13 protein-coding genes are annotated in these 16166 nt (G+C 74.5%); 7 read left to right on the top strand and 6 right to left on the bottom strand.

Annotated elements, in window-relative coordinates:
- Position 1: 1 nt before the first annotated feature.
- The 4 genes from BF93_RS11640 to BF93_RS11625 form a co-directional block, all read right to left on the bottom strand.
- The gene (locus BF93_RS11640) at positions 2 to 1456 is read right to left on the bottom strand and encodes an ATP-binding protein (protein WP_084148502.1); all 1455 of its coding nucleotides are present in this window, start codon (positions 1454 to 1456) and stop codon (positions 2 to 4) included.
- A 3-nt stretch (positions 1457 to 1459) separates the two neighbouring features.
- On the bottom strand, positions 1460 to 2155 hold the full coding sequence (locus BF93_RS11635) for a response regulator transcription factor (RefSeq protein ID WP_038372958.1): 696 nt from the start codon (positions 2153 to 2155) through the stop codon (positions 1460 to 1462).
- Positions 2156 to 2238: 83 nt separating this feature from the next.
- Positions 2239 to 3384: an adenylate/guanylate cyclase domain-containing protein gene (locus BF93_RS11630; RefSeq protein WP_084148501.1), complete on the bottom strand. Its 1146-nt coding sequence runs from the start codon at positions 3382 to 3384 to the stop codon at positions 2239 to 2241.
- Positions 3385 to 3477: 93 nt separating this feature from the next.
- Complete coding sequence (locus BF93_RS11625) at positions 3478 to 4329, bottom strand: biotin--[acetyl-CoA-carboxylase] ligase (RefSeq protein ID WP_051486881.1); 852 nt, start codon at positions 4327 to 4329, stop codon at positions 3478 to 3480.
- 142 nt (positions 4330 to 4471) lie between these two features.
- Between BF93_RS11625 and BF93_RS11620 the strand changes: the two genes are divergently transcribed.
- The 5 genes from BF93_RS11620 to BF93_RS11600 all read left to right on the top strand — a co-directional run bounded on the left by BF93_RS11620 (position 4472) and on the right by BF93_RS11600 (position 10747).
- Positions 4472 to 6061: an acyl-CoA carboxylase subunit beta gene (locus tag BF93_RS11620; RefSeq protein WP_038372836.1), complete on the top strand. Its 1590-nt coding sequence runs from the start codon at positions 4472 to 4474 to the stop codon at positions 6059 to 6061.
- A complete protein-coding gene (locus tag BF93_RS11615) occupies positions 6058 to 6363 on the top strand; it encodes an acyl-CoA carboxylase epsilon subunit (protein ID WP_038372835.1) in 306 nt (101 codons plus the stop codon). The genes BF93_RS11620 and BF93_RS11615 overlap by 4 nt, the downstream gene beginning before the upstream one ends.
- Positions 6364 to 6413: 50 nt before the next feature.
- Positions 6414 to 8087, top strand: a complete 1674-nt coding sequence (locus BF93_RS11610) for a DUF885 domain-containing protein (protein ID WP_038372834.1) — start codon at positions 6414 to 6416, stop codon at positions 8085 to 8087.
- A gap of 95 nt (positions 8088 to 8182) precedes the next feature.
- Complete coding sequence (locus BF93_RS11605) at positions 8183 to 8842, top strand: Maf family protein (RefSeq protein WP_084148499.1); 660 nt, start codon at positions 8183 to 8185, stop codon at positions 8840 to 8842.
- Positions 8843 to 8971: 129 nt separating this feature from the next.
- Entirely contained in the window at positions 8972 to 10747 is a 1776-nt protein-coding gene (locus BF93_RS11600) for an acetyl/propionyl/methylcrotonyl-CoA carboxylase subunit alpha (RefSeq protein WP_038372832.1), read from the top strand.
- Between the two features lie 112 nt (positions 10748 to 10859).
- Here BF93_RS11600 and BF93_RS11595 read toward each other — a convergent pair whose 3' ends face one another.
- On the bottom strand, positions 10860 to 12323 hold the full coding sequence (locus BF93_RS11595) for an NAD(P)H-quinone dehydrogenase (protein ID WP_084148498.1): 1464 nt from the start codon (positions 12321 to 12323) through the stop codon (positions 10860 to 10862).
- 47 nt (positions 12324 to 12370) lie between these two features.
- On the opposite strand from BF93_RS11595, the gene BF93_RS11590 reads away from it, so the two are divergent.
- Both BF93_RS11590 and BF93_RS11585 read left to right on the top strand, forming a co-directional pair.
- Entirely contained in the window at positions 12371 to 13240 is an 870-nt protein-coding gene (locus BF93_RS11590) for a purine-nucleoside phosphorylase (protein WP_038372831.1), read from the top strand.
- Positions 13237 to 14973, top strand: coding sequence for a phospho-sugar mutase (locus BF93_RS11585; RefSeq protein ID WP_038372830.1), 1737 nt, complete (start codon positions 13237 to 13239; stop codon positions 14971 to 14973). The genes BF93_RS11590 and BF93_RS11585 overlap by 4 nt, the downstream gene beginning before the upstream one ends.
- A gap of 42 nt (positions 14974 to 15015) precedes the next feature.
- Here BF93_RS11585 and BF93_RS11580 read toward each other — a convergent pair whose 3' ends face one another.
- Entirely contained in the window at positions 15016 to 16164 is a 1149-nt protein-coding gene (locus BF93_RS11580; RefSeq protein ID WP_051486879.1) for a DUF2330 domain-containing protein, read from the bottom strand.
- Positions 16165 to 16166: the final 2 nt, after the last annotated feature.

The raw sequence follows: 16166 nt of genomic DNA, 5'->3' as shown, positions 1-16166 counted from the left end.
TCTAGGCGGGCCGGTCCGCGCTCTCCTCGCCGTCCGCGCCGCCGCGGGCGCGGGAGGCGCTGCCGGCCCGATCGGCCGGGCGGCGATCCCCCAGACGGCTGGCCCCGTGGGGACGGCGCCGGCCGCGGCGGGAGACGACCCCGCCCTGCGGCAGGGTGCCGAGGTCGTCGCTGTCGCTCTGGCCGCCGATCTCGGGACCGCTCTCCTCGCCCGGGGCGGAGATGAGGAACACCCCGAAGGTGGCGGGGCGCTCGGAGAGCAGCTCGAGGCGGCCGCCGTCGTCCTCGACGAGTGTGCGGGCCAGGGCGAGGCCGACGCCCGTCCCGCGCGAGCTGCGCCCGGAGACGGAGCGCTCGAACACGCGCTTGCCCAGGGCCGGGTCGATGCCCTCCCCCTCGTCGGAGACCTCGACCACCGTGGAGTGGTCGTTGCGGCGCACCTTGACCAGGGTCCGGCCGCCGCCGTGGGCGAGGGAGTTCTCCACGAGCGTGGCCACCACCTGGGTGAGCGGTCCCGAGGAGCCCCAGACGGCCGCGGAGCGCGGCACCTGGATGCGCAGCTCGCGCCCGGCGGCGCGGAAGGCCGGGGACCACTCCTCGCTCTGCTGGGTGAGCAGCGTCCGCAGCTCGACGACGCCGGGGCTGCGCCGCTGGGAGGAGCGGGGGGCGTTGATGAGGTCGTGGACGACCTCGGTGAGGCGGTCGATCTGCTCGAGGGAGATCCGCGCCTCCTCGCGCACCCACTCCTCCGAGCTGGTCGCGAGGATCTCGTCCAGGCGCATCGACAGCGCGGTCAGCGGCGTGCGCAGCTGGTGGGAGGCGTCCGAGGCGAGGCGGCTCTCGGCCTCGAGCCGTTCGGTGAGCTGGGCGCCGGAGTGGGCGAGCTCCTCCGCCACGGTGTCGATCTCGGCGATGCCGCTGGGCTCCCAGCTGCCGCGGGCGCGGCCGCTGCCGAGCTCCTCGGCGCGGCGGGTGAGCCGCGCCAGCGGGGCGCTGAGGCGCTGGGCCTGCCACAGCGCCACGGAGATGCCGATGGAGACCGTGGACAGGCCGGCGACGATGATCATCACCCAGGCGCCGGCGGTCTCCGCGCGGACATCCGACTTCGGGATCGAGACGGAGATCGACTGGCCCTGGGTGCCGAGCGTGGAGACGGTCAGGCTGTCGTCCCCGGGATCCTGGCCGGCGGTGACCGTGTTGTTGTCCAGGGTGACCACGATGTAGAGCGAGTACCGCGGCTCGGCGTCCACGAACTCCTGCAGGAGCGCCTCATCGATCGGCTCGTCCTTGGCGAGGCTGGTCTCGGTCGCGGTGGCGACCTTGCCCACGATGGACGAGACGTCGCTCGCCACCCGCAGCTCCGTGGAGTTCAGCCAGGAGCCCGCCAGCGGGATGCCGAGCATCGTCACCGCCAGGAGGACAGTGATGATGGTCGCCTGGAGGACGCGCTGGCGCACGCCTCAGCTCCCGGCGCCGGTCTCGAACCGGAACCCGACCCCTCGCACGGTGGTGATCCGCAGCGGGTTGGTGGCGTCGTCGCCCAGCTTGCGGCGCAGCCACGAGATGTGCATGTCCAGCGTCTTGGTCGAGCCCCACCACTCGGCGCCCCAGACCTCGCGCATGAGGTCGTCGCGGGTCACCACGCTGCCGGCCTCCCGCACGAGCACGGTGAGCAGGTCGTACTCCTTGGCGGAGAGGCTGAGCTCCTCGCCGTCGGCGTAGGCCCGGCGCGCGGAGACGTCCAGGGACACCCCGTTGACGTCGAAGCTGTCGCTGGACTCCTCGACGCTCTGGGTGCGCCGCAGCAGCGCGCGGATGCGGGCCTGCAGCTCCCCCAGCCGGAACGGCTTGGTGACGTAGTCGTCCGCCCCGGCGTCCAGACCGACGACGGCGTCGACCTCGTCGGCGCGGGCGGTGAGGATGAGGATCGGCGACTCGAGGCCTCCCTTGCGCAGGCGCCGGGCGACCTCGAGACCGTCGAGGTCCGGCAGCCCGAGGTCCAGGATGACCACGTCGATCCCGTCCCCCGCGGCGGCGATCGCCAGGGCGTCCACCCCGCGCGAGGCACGTGTGACGGTGTATCCCTCACGGTCGAGCGCCCGCGAGAGCGGTTCTGCGATTGCCGAGTCGTCCTCGACCAGTAGAAGTCGTGTCACGCCGTCCATCCTAGTTCCTGCTCTCCGCGCGGGCCCTGGGCCACGTGCCGTGCTCGGTGCCGTTCAGCATCGCATGCCGCGGCTCAGAACCCCATGTTCAGGGGCGGCGAGGAGCCGCGACGCAGCTCCACGGTGCGCACGGGCCCGATCCCGTGCAGGTCGATCTCGTCGCGCTCGGTCGCCTCGAAGCCGCCGGGCAGGGCCTCCGCGACCGCCTGCGCGGTGTCGTGGTCCACCAGCACCCGTCCCGGCGCGGCGACGGACTCCAGCCGGGCGGCGAGGTTCACCGTCGGCCCGAAGACGTCCCCGTAGCGCGAGAACATCGACCCCCAGGCGAAGCCGACGCGGGCCGGGGGCAGCACCTCGTCGTCGCCGATCGCCTCGGCGAGGCTCACCGCGATCTGGGCGCCGTCCTCGGGCGTGTCGGCGATGAACATGATCTCGTCGCCGACGGTCTTGACCACGCGCCCGCCGCCGACGGAGATGATGTCGCGGCAGGTGATCTCGAAGCGGCTGACCACGTCGGCCAGCTCGTCCCCCGCGAGCTTGCGCGAGAGCTTGGTGAACTGCACCAGGTCGGCGAAGCCGACGGCCCGGTGCAGCGGGAACAGCTCGTCGGTGCCGCCCATGCCGGAGGTCTGCAGGATCTCGGAGCCGGCGCGCGCCGCATAGGCGGCCAGCTGGCGCCGGAAGGTGTACATCACCTGCGCCTCGAGGGTCTCCAGCAGCTGCGGGAGCCGGTCCAGCATGGCCTGGCGGGCGTGCGCGTCGTCCAGGCCCTCCTCGATCTTCCCCTCCTCCACCAGGGCCTCGGTGATCCACATGGCCAGGCGACCCATGTGGAATCCCAGCCCCCGCGAGATGTTCGTGAAGGCCCGCTCCGAGATCTCCCCGCCCTCCACCATCGCGGCCAGATCGCCGATGGCCTGGGCGTCCTCCTCGGTGAAGACGGCGGTGTCGTCGTCCACCGAGGAGAAGCCCAGCGAGCGCCAGTACACCGAGGTCAGGCGCGGGTCCACCCCCTGCTCGAGGGCGAGGTCGCGGCGGCTGTGGGTGCGCGATCCCTGCAGCAGGGCGCGCTCGATCGCGCCGACGCTGCGACGCACGGCCGCGTAGCGCCGGTTCAGCGCGATGGCATCGGCCTGGTCGGGGCCGCCCTCGGAGGCCGACGCGGCCTCTGCGGGGTCGGGGCCGAGCCGATGGAGGCCCGGGTCGGGGTCGGTGGTCACGAATGCGCTCCTGCGGTGCTCTCCGGGGTCCGTGGGGGCGGACCCGTCCGTTCTCCGTGCTGCTCTGCTGCTCTGGTCCTGGGGTCCGAGGGGTCACCCGGTCCGGTCGGCGAGGCCTGCGTGCAGGACATCGCCGACGTCGACCGGCGTGCGCACGCCGGTCGGGTCCTGGACGACCAGCCGGCCCGACGGGTCGATCTCGACGGCGCGGCCTGTCAGCTCCTGCGCGTGCGGGGCGCCGGGCCCGCGCGCACCGAGGGGCTGGATCCGCACCTCTCGCCCCAGTGTGACACAGCTCATACCGTAGGAGGCGCGGAGCCCTGCGGCCTCGGCATCCCCGGCGGCCTCCTCCAGCTGGGCGGTGCGCCGCACGAGGGCCTCGGCGAGGGCCTCGGCCAGCGTCCGGGCGAGAGCATCGGCCGAGGTCGGGGCGGGGATGCCGGACCGGGCGAGCAGTCCGTCCGCCCCCAGCAGCCAGGCCGCCTCCAGCGGCTCGCCCTGCGCGTCCCGCACCGGGCCCCGCAGATTCGTGCCGATGCCGATCAGCACCGTATCCCTCTCCCGCGCCTCCACGAGGATGCCGCTCAGCTTCCGGTCGCCCGCGGCGAGCACGTCATTGGGCCACTTGAGGCCGAGGCCCGCCGCCGCCCGCAGGCCGGGGGCCGCCTCCTCGAGCGCGTCGAGCGCCGCCAGCCCGGCGGCCAGCGGGATCCAGCTGCGCGCCGGGGCCGGCAGCGTCGTGCGCAGGGCGAGGGTGAGGGCGAGGCCGCCGCCGGGCGGCGCGATCCAGGCGCGGCCCAGGCGGCCGCGTCCCCCGTGCTGGTCCGTCGTGGCGACGGCGAGCGGCAGATCCGCGCCCGCCGCGGCCCGGCGCGCCGCCTCGTCCTGGGTCGAGGCGACCCGGTCCCTCCACAGCAGCGCGGGGCGTGGTCGCGGATCGGTCATGGGCCAGCTCATCTCCTCGGCAGCGTCTGCCTTCTCACGGCAGGCGCGCCCCGCCGTCGGATCGGCAGGGCGCGCGGACATCGGTAACGTAGTATCCCCTCCGAACTCTCAGCCACCCGGGCAACCGGTCCAAGGAGGCCACGTGACCGACACGCCGACGCCGCTCACCACCGCGCAGCGCCTGCAGGACCTGCGCGATCGCGAGCAGCGAGCCGTGACGACCGCCGGCGAGGTGGCCGTTCGCAAGCAGCACGACCGCGGCAAGAAGACCGCCCGCGAACGCATCGCCGACCTGCTGGACGACGGCTCCTTCGTCGAGACGGATCGGTTCGTCCGCCATCAGTCGCACTCCTTCGGCATCGACGCCAAGCGCCCCGAGGGCGATGGCATCGTCACCGGCTACGGGACCATCGACGGCCGCCAGGTCTGCGTGTACTCGCAGGACTTCACGGTCTTCGGCGGCTCGCTGGGCGAGGCCCACGGCCGCAAGATCCAGAAGATCCAGGATCTCGCCCTGTCCACGGGCGTGCCGATCATCGGCATCCTCGACGGCGGCGGCGCCCGCATCCAGGAGGGCGTGGCCTCCCTGGCCATGTTCGCCGGGATCATGCGCCGCAACACCCGCGCCTCCGGCGTGATCCCGCAGATCTCGCTGGTGATGGGCCCGGCCGCGGGCGGCGCCGTCTACTCCCCCGCCCTGACCGACGTGATCGTCATGGTGGAGAAGACCTCCCACATGTTCATCACGGGGCCCGACGTGATCCGCACCGTGACCGGGGAGGACGTCGGCTTCGAGGAGCTGGGCGGCGCGCACACGCACTCCACCCGCTCCGGCGTGGCGCACTACATGGCCCCGGACGAGTCCGAGGCGATCGAGTACGTCAAGGACCTGCTGTCCTACCTGCCGGCCAACACCCTCTCGAACGCGCCGGCCTACCCCATCGCCTACGACGAGGCCCCGGGCCCCGAGGACCGCGCGCTGGACACGCTGATCCCCGACTCCCCCAACCAGCCCTACGACATGCTCACCGCGATCCGCGCCGTGCTGGACGACGGCGAGTTCCTCGAGGTGCAGCCGCTGTTCGCGCAGAACGTGATCGTCGGCTTCGGCCGGGTCGAGGGGCGCAGCGTCGGCATCATCGCCAACCAGCCCAGCCACTTCGCCGGCACGCTGGACATCGACGCCTCCGAGAAGGCGGCCCGCTTCGTGCGGATGTGCGACTCCTTCAACGTGCCGGTGGTCACCTTCGTGGACACCCCGGGCTTCCTCCCGGGCACCGGGCAGGAGTACGACGGCATCATCCGCCGCGGCGCCAAGCTGCTGTACGCGTACTCCGAGGCCACGGTCCCGCTGGTGACCGTCATCACCCGCAAGGCCTACGGCGGCGCGTACATCGTGATGGGCTCCAAGGACCTCGGGGCCGATGTCAACCTCGCCTGGCCCACCGCGCAGATCGCCGTGATGGGCGCCCAGGGCGCGGTGAACATCCTGCACCGGCAGGACCTGCGCACCGTGCAGGCCGAGGGCGGCGACGTCGAGGCCGAGCGCGCACGTCTGCAGGGCGAGTACGAAGAGCAGTTCGCCACCCCGTACCTCGCCGCGGAGCGCGGCTGGATCGACGACGTCATCGAGCCCTCCCAGACCCGCCTGAAGATCGCCCAGGCGCTGCGGGCCCTGCGCACCAAGCGCGAGACCCTGCCGACCAAGAAGCACGGGAACATCCCGCTGTGAGCGCGGCATCGCAGGACGCCGCCCCCGCCCCGCAGGGCGGGCCCGCCGGGGACGGCGCGACCCCGAGCCCGGCGGACGTCCGCCTGATCAAGGGGCACCTGAGCGACAGCGAGCTCGCCGCGGTGGCCGTGGTCGTCTCGGCCATGAGCGTGACCAGCCGCGTCGAGGCGCACGAGCGCCAGCTCGCCCAGCGCTACGCCGGCACCGGCGACGGCTGGACGGACCCCGTCCACCGCATCGCGGGCGCCCATCGGCTGCGGCGGCTGCCCTCCGAGAGCGCCTGGCAGTTCGCGGACCGCTGACCGCCCCGCCACCTGCACCCGGGCCGCCCCGTCCCACTAGAGTGGCCCCCATGGCCGACACCTCCCCCCGCAGCTCCAGCCCGCTCGACGCCCTCGCCGACGCCTACGTCGAGGAGGTCGCCCGGCGCGATCCCTTCGCCGCCACCACGCTGGGGATCAGCGGGCACGACGCGGAGGTCACCGACTTCTCCCCCGCGGCCTTCGCCGAGCGCACCGACGCGGCCCGGGAGCTGCTGGCCCGCATCGCCGAGGTGCCCGACGCCGACGCCACCGATGCGGTCACCCGCGCGGCCCTGCAGGAGCGCCTGGGCCTGGAGATCGAGCTCGCCGAGCGCCGCCTGGACGCCTCGGCCGTGAACAACCTCGCCTCGACCCTGCAGCTGCGCGACGTCTTCGACCTCATGCCGACCGACACCGCCGAGGACTGGGAGGTCATCTCCGAGCGGCTCGCCGGCGTGCCGCGGTCCTTGGCCGGCTGGGCCGAGTCCCTGCGGGAGGCCGCCGAGCACGGGGCCTGCTCGGCCCGCCGGCAGCTGCGCCTCGGCGCCGAGCAGGCCCGCGGGTACGCCGCCGAGGACGGATTCTTCGCGACCTTCGCCGCCTCCGCCGTCGGCGACGACGCCCAGCGCGCCCGGGCCGCCGAGGCCGCCCGCTCCGCCGCGCAGGGATACCGCGACATCGCCGACGTGCTCGAGTCGCTGGTCGATCGGGCGCCCGAGGCCGACGCCGTGGGCCGGGAGACCTACGCCCTGTGCTCGCGCGTGTTCCTCGGCACCGAGGTCGACCTCGAGGAGACCTATGCCTGGGGCATCGAGGAGCTGGGCCGCATCGTCGCCGAGCAGGAGGAGGTCGCCGCGCGCATCAATGCGCGCGGCGGCAACGACGGCGGCCGCTCCGTGCAGGCCGCCCGCGCCGCCCTGGACGCCGACCCGGCCCGGATCCTGCACGGCACCGAGGCCCTGCGCGCCTGGATGCAGGAGCTGTCCGACACGGCCCTGACCGAGCTCGCCGGCACGCATTTCGACATCCCGGAGCCGCTGCGGCGCCTCGAGTGCCGGATCGCCGCCACGGGATCCGGCGGCATCTACTACACCGGCCCCAGCGAGGACCTCACCCGCGCCGGCCGCATGTGGTGGGACGTGCCCGCCGGCACCACCGAGTTCCGCACCTGGTCCGAGACCACGACCGTCTACCACGAGGGCGTCCCCGGCCACCATCTGCAGGTGGGCACGCAGACGATGCAGGCATCGGCCCTGAACCGCTGGCGGGCCCTGCTGTGCTGGGTCTCCGGGCACGGCGAGGGCTGGGCGCTGTACGCCGAGCGGCTGATGGCGCAGCTGGGCTATCTCGACGACGACGGCGACCGGATGGGCATGCTCGACGCCCAGCGCATGCGCGCCGGCCGCGTCGTGCTGGACATCGGCTTCCACCTGGGGCTGCCGATGCCCACGGGCCTCGAGGCGGCCGACGGGGGCGCCTGGACCTACGAGTCCGCCTGGGACTTCATGAGCGCCCACTGGGGTATCGACGAGGCCCAGCAGCGTTTCGAGCTGCACCGCTACCTGGGCTGGCCGGGGCAGGCGCCCTCGTACAAGATCGGCCAGCGCGAGTGGGAGACGCTGCGCGAGGACATCGTCGGCGACGGCGACCCCCGCGACTTCCACCGCCGCGCCCTCGAGCTGGGCAGCCTGCCGCTGTCGGTGCTGCGCACCGCCCTGACCTGAGCCTCCCCACCCGATCCGAGCCGACCGGCGCCGGCTCCGACCGGTGCCGGTCCGCCCCGCCCTCCCGCACCCCTCACCCGATCCGGATGGAGACCATGGACGACGCCCTGACCCCCGAGACCGATTCCCTCCCCCTGCTGCTGCTCGGCTCGGCCTCCCCCGGCCGCCGCGACACCCTCGAGCGGGCGGGCCTCGAGTTCGACGTGCTGCCCGCGGACCTGGACGAGGAGGCGATCCTCGCGCGCGCCGGCGACCTCGAGCCGGTCGAGCAGGTGCTCCTGCTGGCCCGGGAGAAGGCGAGCGCCGTCACCGCCGCGAGCGAGGGCGGGTACGTGGTCCTGGGCTGCGACTCCATGCTGGAGATCGACGGAGAGGTGGTCGGCAAGCCCCACACCGCCGAGGCCGCCATCGAGCGCTGGCGCTCCCTGCGCGGCCGCACCGGCGTGCTGCACTCCGGCCACTGGATCGTGGACGACCGCGACGCGGAGGACGAGGGCACCGGGGCGACGTTCGGCGCGACCGCGAGCTGCGAGATCACCTTCGCGCAGCTGTCCGACGAGGAGATCGAGGCCTACGTCGCCACCGGCGAGCCGCTCGAGGTGGCCGGCGGCTTCACCATCGACGGGCGCGGCGGGCCGTTCGTCGAGTCCGTCACCGGCGACCCGCACGCCGTGGTCGGCCTGTCCCTCCCCCTGCTGCGCCGTCTGCTCGCGGAGATCGGGATCGGCGTCCACGAGCTGTGGCGGGAGGACTGACCCCCGGCGCCGCGCCCCGGCGCGCGTGATCCTCGCCGCGTGCCGCGACGGGCGCGGGCGCGCCCGGCACGGCACGCTCGGGCCCCGTATTAGACTCGGGGTTCTGTCGACATCCGGAAGGACCGCTTGATGGCCGCTCGTCCCACTCCGCACCGCCCGTTCCGCTCGGTGCTCATCGCCAACCGCGGGGAGATCGCGGTGCGCATCGCTCGAGCATGCAAGGACGCAGGGCTGCGGTCCATCGCGGTCTACGCCGATCCCGATCGCAGCGCCCTGCACACCACCATCGCGGACGAGGCCTGGGCGCTCGGCGGTACCACCGCCGCGAACTCGTACCTCGTCGTCGACAAGCTGCTGGACATCGCCCAGCGCTCCGGCGCCGAGGCGATCCATCCCGGCTACGGGTTCCTCTCCGAGCGCGCCGACTTCGCGCAGGCCGTCATCGACGCCGGCCTGGTGTGGATCGGCCCGCCGCCGGAGGCGATCGAGAAGCTGGGCGACAAGGTCTCCGCCCGCCACATCGCGCAGAAGGCCGGCGCCCCGCTGGTCGCCGGCACCAAGGACCCGGTCGCCGGCAGCGACGAGGTCGTCGAGTTCGCCCGCGAGCACGGCCTGCCCATCGCGATCAAGGCGGCCTTCGGCGGCGGCGGCCGCGGCCTCAAGGTCGCCCGCGCCGAGTCCGAGGTGCGCGAGCTGTTCGACTCCGCGGTGCGCGAGGCGACGGCCGCCTTCGGCCGCGGCGAGTGCTTCGTCGAGCGCTACCTGGACTCCCCGCGGCACGTGGAGACCCAGTGCCTGGCCGACTCCCACGGCAACGTCCAGGTCGTCTCCACCCGCGACTGCTCCCTGCAGCGTCGCCATCAGAAGCTCGTCGAGGAGGCGCCCGCGCCCTTCCTCACCGACCAGCAGAACGCGCAGCTGGTCTCCTCGTCCAAGGCGATCCTCAAGGAGGCCGGGTACATCGGCGCCGGCACCTGCGAGTTCCTCGTCGGCGCCGACGGCACCATCTCCTTCCTCGAGGTGAACACGCGCCTGCAGGTCGAGCACCCCGTGACCGAGGAGGTCGCGGGCGTGGACCTGGTGCGCGAGCAGTTCCGCATCGCCGCCGGCGAGGAGATCTCCCCGGTGGATCCGATCGCCCGCGGGCACTCCTTCGAGTTCCGCATCAACGGCGAGGACGCCGGCCGCGGCTTCCTCCCCTCCCCCGGTCCGGTGCAGCGCTTCGAGGCGCCCTTCGGCCCCGGTGTGCGCGTGGACTCCGGCGTCCGCTCCGGCGACGAGGTCTCCGGCGCGTTCGACTCCATGCTCGCCAAGCTCATCGTCACCGGCGCCACCCGCCAGGAGGCGCTCGAGCGCTCGCGGCGGGCGCTGGCGGAGTTCACCGTCGAGGGCCTGCCCACGGTGCTGCCCTTCCACCGTCTCGTGGTCGAGGACCCGGCCTTCGCGCCGGAGGATCCGGCCGCGCCCTTCGCGGTCCATACCCGCTGGATCGAGACCGAGTTCGACGGCGAGATCCCGACCGGCCCGCTCCCCGCCCCGGGGGAGGACCCGGAGGGCCGCGAGGCCGTGGTGGTCGAGGTCGACGGCCGCCGCGTCGAGGTCAGCCTGCCGGCCTCGCTGCGCGCCCCCGCCGCCCCGGTCGCCCAGCGCCGCAAGCGCGCCCACCGCGAAGCCACGGCCAGCGCGAGCGGCAACTCCGTGAGCGCGCCGATGCAGGGCACGATCGTCAAGGTGATGGTCGAGGACGGCCAGCACGTGGCCGACGGCGACCTGCTGCTCGTGCTCGAGGCGATGAAGATGGAGCAGCCCATCACCGCGCACCGCTCGGGCGTGGTCACGAACCTCGACGCCGAGGTCGGCGCGACCGTCTCGGCCGGCGCCGCGCTCTGCGCGATCGAGGACTGACCTCCGCTCCGCCCACCTGCTCGAGCTCCCCCGGGGGCGCGGGGCCGTCGCGACGGCCCTGCGCCCCCTGCGTCGGTCCCGGTCGCCCTGCGCCGGACAGGGTCATGCGACCTCAGTCGAACAGGGACATGGCGACCTGGCGGGAGGCCTCGGCCAGCGAACCGCTGAGCGAGGGGTACACCGTCGAGGAGCTCGCGAGCTGGTCGGCCGTGAGCCGGTGGGTGACGGCCACGGTGATGGGGTGGATGAGCTCGCTCGCCCGCGGCGCCACGACGACCCCGCCGAGGACCGTGAGCGACCCGGGGCGGACGATCAGCTTCACGAAGCCCTCGCGGATCCCCTGCATCTTCGCGCGCGGGTTCGTGCTCAGCGGGTAGGTGCGCACCTCCCCCGCCACGCGCCCCTCGGCGACGTCCTGCTCGCTCACGCCGATCACCGCGATCTCGGGGCTGGTGAACACGGCCGATGCCACCTGCGCGCTGATCAGCGGGTGCACCGCCTCGCCGAGGGCGTGGTGCATGGCGGTGCGTCCCTGGATCGCGGCGACCGAGGCCAGCGGGTACACGCCCGTGCAGTCCCCGGCCGCGTACACCCCGCGCACCGAGGTGCGCGAGACGCGGTCCGTCTCGATGTGGCCGCCGGGGCGCAGGCGCACCCCGCACTCCTCGAGGCCCAGCCCCGCGGTCGAGGGGATCGCGCCGAGGGCCATCAGCACGTGGCTGCCGCGGATCTCCTCGCCGCCCTCGAGGGTGACGACCACCCCGTCGCCCTCGCACCGGGCCCCGGCGGCCCGCGAGCGGGAGCGCACCGTGACCCCGCGACGGCGGAAGGCGTCCTCGAGGACGCCGGCGGCGTCCCGGTCGGTGCCGGGCAGCACCTGGTCGCGGGAGGAGACGAGGGTGACCTCGCTGCCGAGGGCCCGGTAGGCGCTGGCGAACTCCGCCCCGGTCACGCCCGATCCGACGACGATCAGGTGGGAGGGAAGCTCCTCCAGCTCGTACAGCTGCGTCCAGGTGAGGATCCGCTCGCCGTCCGGCGGGGCGGATTCGAGGATGCGGGGCCGGGCGCCGACGGCGAGCAGCACGGCATCGGCCTCGAGACGCTCCTGCTGCCCCTGCGCATCGGTGACCTCCACCTGTCCCGGGGCGGCGAGGCGGCCGGTCCCGGCGAGGATCCGCACCCCGGCCTCCTCGAGGGCGGCGCGGATGTCCAGGGACTGCGCCCGGGCCAGGCGGCGCACCCGCGCGTTGACCGCGCCCAGGTCGACGGTCAGGGCCCCGGTCGCGGGGCTCCCGGCGGTGTCGGCGTCGCGGATCCCCAGCGCCCCGGAGCCGGCGACGAGGTCCAGCACATCGGCCGTGGCGATGAGGGTCTTGGAGGGCACCACGTCGGTGAGGACGGCCGCGCCGCCCAGGCCCGCATCGGCCACCACGCTCACCTGCGCGCCCAGCCGTGCCGCCGTCAGCGCGGCCTCGTAGCCGCCGGGCCCGCCGCCGATGACGACGACCCGGGGACGCTCCGCGGAGGCCGTGATCCGGTCGGGGGACGGGGGGATGGCGGTGCTGGAGTCGCTCACTCCCCCATTGTGTCGCAGCGTGTCCTGACCTGCGCTAGGTTCGGGGCATGAACTCCCCTGACGTCGATCCCCATCAGCTCTCCCGCGACGCGGCGGCCGCCATCGCCGAGGCCAGCGGAGCCGCCTCCCACGACCTCGCCCTCGTGCTCGGCTCCGGCTGGGGCGGGGCGGCGGACCTCCTCGGCGAGACGGTCTGGACCGCGGACGCCACCTCGATCCCCGGCTTCCATCCCCCGGCGGTGCCCGGGCACGTCGGCACGCTGCGGTCGGTCCGCATCGAGGGCACCGGGGCGCGCGCCCTCGTCCTCGGCGCCCGCACCCACTACTACGAGGGCCGCGGCGTGAGCAGCGTCGTCCACGGCGTGCGCACGGCCGCCGCCGCGGGCTGCCGCACCATCGTCCTGACCAACGGCTGCGGCGGGCTGGATGCGTCCTGGAGCCCCGGCCAGCCCGTGCTGATCGGCGACCAGATCAACTTCACCGGCGACACCCCGCTGGTCGGCGCGAACTTCGTGGATCTCACCGATGTGTACACGCCGCGGCTGCGCGAGATCGCCCGCGAGGTCGACCCCTCCCTCCCCGAGGGCGTGTACATGCAGTTCCGCGGCCCGAGCTACGAGACCCCGGCCGAGGTCCGCATGGCCGGGGCGATGGGGGCGAGCCTGGTGGGCATGTCCACGGCGCTCGAGGCGATCGCCGCCCGCGAGGCGGGCATGGACGTGCTGGGCATCTCCCTGGTGACCAACCTCGCCGCGGGCATCAGCCCCGAGCCGCTCTCCCACGAGGAGGTGCTGGAGGCGGGGCGCGCCGCCGCCCCGCGGATCTCCGCGCTGCTGGCCGAGGTCGTGCGCCGCATCGGGGCCGAGAGCCCCGGCGGCGACGCCGGGGCCGCCGGGGCCGGGGACGCGGGCCGATGAGCCCGGCCCTGGACGCCGCCCTGCGGGACCGGGCCCTGGCCTGGCAGGCCGACGACCCCGATCCCGCCACGCGGGAGGCGCTGGTCGCGCTGCTCGAGCGTGCGGAGCGCGGCGAGGAGTCCGCGGTCGCCGAGCTGGCCGATGCCTTCGCCGGCCCGCTCGCGTTCGGCACCGCCGGGCTGCGCGGCGCCATGGGGCCCGGGGAGAACCGCATGAACCTCGCGGTGGTCTCGCGCGCCGCCCGAGGGCTGGCCGACCACCTGCTGGCCTCCCTGCCGCAGGCGCGCGGCGAGCAGGCCCCGCTGGTGATGATCGGCTACGACGCCCGGTACAACTCGCGGGCCTTCGCCGAGCGCTCCGCCGCGATCCTCGTCGCCGCGGGCTGCCGGGTGCGTCTGCTGGACCGCTTCGGCCCCACCCCGCTGATCGCCTTCGCCGTGCGACGCCACGGCGCCGATGCCGGGATCGTCGTGACGGCCTCCCACAACCCGCCGGCCGACAACGGCTACAAGGTGTACCTCGGCGGCCGCCTCGCGGAGGACTCCGGCCGCGGCGTGCAGATCGTGCCGCCCGCGGACGCGCAGATCGCCGCGCGCATCGCCGCCACCGGCCCCGTCCGGGACATCCCCGTCGCCGACGGCGGCTGGGAGGAGCTCGGCGACGCGCTGCGCGAGGACTACCTCGCCGCGATCACCGCGCTGCCGCGCGAGGACTCCCCGCGCCACGTCCGGATCGTGCACACCGCCCTGCACGGGGTAGGCACCGAGCTCGCCGTCGCGGCGCTGCACCGGGTCGGCTTCACGGACGTGCACCCGGTGGCCAAGCAGGCCGACCCCGATCCGGACTTCCCCACCGTCGCCTTCCCCAACCCCGAGGAGAAGGGCGCGATCGATCTCGCGCTCGAGCAGGCGCGCGTGGTCGAGGCCGATGTCGTCATCGCGAACGACCCGGACGCGGACCGCTGCGCGGTCGCCGTCCCGGATCCGCACCGGGACGCCTGGCGCATGCTCACCGGCGACGAGCTGGGCGTCCTGCTGGGCGACCACCTCGCCCGCCACCACGGGTACCGCGGGGTCTTCGCCAGCTCCGTGGTCTCCAGCCGCTGGCTGGGCGAGGTCGTCACGGCCCTCGGCCAGGAACGGGCGACCACGCTGACGGGCTTCAAGTGGATCTCCCGGGCGCCGGGGATCGTCTTCGGCTACGAGGAGGCCATCGGCTACTGCGTGCTGCCGGACGTGGTGCGGGACAAGGACGGGCTGTCCACCGCGCTCGTCGTCGCGGAGATGGCGGCGATGGCGAAGGCCGCCGACACCTCCCTGGTGGAGCGCCTGGACGACCTCGCCCGTGAGCACGGCCTGTACGCGACCGGGCAGCTGTCGATCCGCGTCGAGGACCTCTCGCGCATCGGCGCCATGATGCAGCAGCTGCGGGACCGCCCGCCGCGCGAGCTCGCGGGCTCCTCCGTCACCGCCATGCAGGACCTCGCCCACGGGTCCGCGGAGACCACGGGGCTCCCGCCCACGGAGGGCGTGCTCCTGGCCACCCGGGACGACGGCCGCGTGATCGTGCGCCCCTCCGGCACCGAGCCGAAGCTCAAGTGCTACCTCGAGGTGATCGAGCGGATCGCGGCCGATGCCAGCTCGGCGGACCTCGGCGCCCATCGCGAGCGCGCGGCCGAGCATCTGGAGCGGCTGCGCGCCGACATGGAGGCCGCCCTCGAGCTTCCCGAGTAGTCCGGGGTCCCTGCGGGGCGGAGGCGGACCGCGCGGCGGGTCTCAGCGGCGCCGGCGCCTCACGGCGAGCGCGGTCATCCCCGCCCCGTACAGGACGAGCACGCCGATGGTCCCGGCCGCGGCCACCAGCACCCAGCCCGCCGGGATCCCGGCGATGCGGACCGTCGTGGTCTCGGTGCGGGTGGGCACGATCCACGGATCGGCCGGATCGGCCGCGAAGGTCATGTCGGTGGTGAAGGAGGCGGGCTCCCCGCGGATGGTGAACTCGGTGACCATCGCGCGGCCCGGCCGGCCCTCGCCGTCCTGGCTGAGCTCGCGCAGCGTGCCGTCGGACCAGGTCCAGCCCACGTGGGTCGGGTCGGCGATCCAGGGCCGCTGGACGCTCTGCTGCGCGGCGGAGGCGTCGGTGCGCCGGACCGGCTCCGGGTCGAGCACGAACAGGTGCACCTCCTGCGTGCTCTGCGCCGCCTGCGACAGCCGCATCGGGTAGACCAGCTCGTCGCTGGCGAAGTCGAAGCGCAGCGGCGAGACGTCCCGGGACATGTCGACGTCCTGCGCGTAGCGCACCGCGGTGAAGGTCCATCCGTCCTCGACGTAGACCGGAAGCAGGTCCAGGACCTCCTGCGGCAGCACGTAGCCGCTGCTGCTCAGCCAGGTGCTCACGCCCTCGGCGGAGCCGTCCAGCACGGCGACCTCGAAGTCCCCGACACGCTCCCGGCTGTGGACGGTCACCGGCGCCTCGGGGGCGCCGCCGGCTCCGGCGCCCGGGGCGCCGTCCCCGCCGCCGCGTCCCTCGCCCCACCAGTCCAGCTCGTGCTCGACCCGCGGGAGGGTCGCGACGGCCACCTCGCGCAGCGTGGAGGCGTCCCCCTCGGTGACGGTCGGGACCGCCGGGGTGGGCATGAGCAGGGTCGCGCCGGGCGCCTCCGCATCGAGCTCGAGGCTGAGGATGATCGTCTCGGTGCCCTCGCGCAGGGAGAGGACCGCGGTCTCCCGGGTGACCGCGGCGTCGCTGCGGGAGTCCTCCGGATCGGCCATGGCGCCGCAGGCGCAGGCGCCCGCCGGGGCGACCGCCCCGGCCAGGACCCCCGCCGCCAGCACGAGGAGCGCGAGCCCCAGGTGACGCACGGCGGCGCCGAGGCCGCCGGCGCCGCCCTGCGGCCCGGCCGCCGCCCCGCCGCCGCCGATCATGG

It is taken from the genome of Brachybacterium phenoliresistens, assembly GCF_000576425.1.
In the GTDB taxonomy this organism is placed as follows: domain Bacteria; phylum Actinomycetota; class Actinomycetes; order Actinomycetales; family Dermabacteraceae; genus Brachybacterium; species Brachybacterium phenoliresistens.
The sequence above is the reverse complement of the archived record's forward strand: the minus strand, read 5'-3'. Positions and strand labels throughout refer to the sequence as shown.

Excerpts from the sequence above, each read along its gene's own strand:
- BF93_RS11625 (WP_051486881.1), bottom strand. The coding sequence starts at position 4,329 with ATGACCGATCCGCGACCACGCCCCGCGCTGCTGTGGAGGGACCGGGTC.
- BF93_RS11610 (WP_038372834.1), top strand. The coding sequence starts at position 6,414 with ATGGCCGACACCTCCCCCCGCAGCTCCAGCCCGCTCGACGCCCTCGCC.
- BF93_RS11605 (WP_084148499.1), top strand. The coding sequence starts at position 8,183 with ATGGACGACGCCCTGACCCCCGAGACCGATTCCCTCCCCCTGCTGCTG.
- BF93_RS11600 (WP_038372832.1), top strand. The coding sequence starts at position 8,972 with ATGGCCGCTCGTCCCACTCCGCACCGCCCGTTCCGCTCGGTGCTCATC.
- BF93_RS11590 (WP_038372831.1), top strand. The coding sequence starts at position 12,371 with ATGAACTCCCCTGACGTCGATCCCCATCAGCTCTCCCGCGACGCGGCG.
- BF93_RS11585 (WP_038372830.1), top strand. The coding sequence starts at position 13,237 with ATGAGCCCGGCCCTGGACGCCGCCCTGCGGGACCGGGCCCTGGCCTGG.
- BF93_RS11580 (WP_051486879.1), bottom strand. The coding sequence starts at position 16,164 with ATGATCGGCGGCGGCGGGGCGGCGGCCGGGCCGCAGGGCGGCGCCGGC.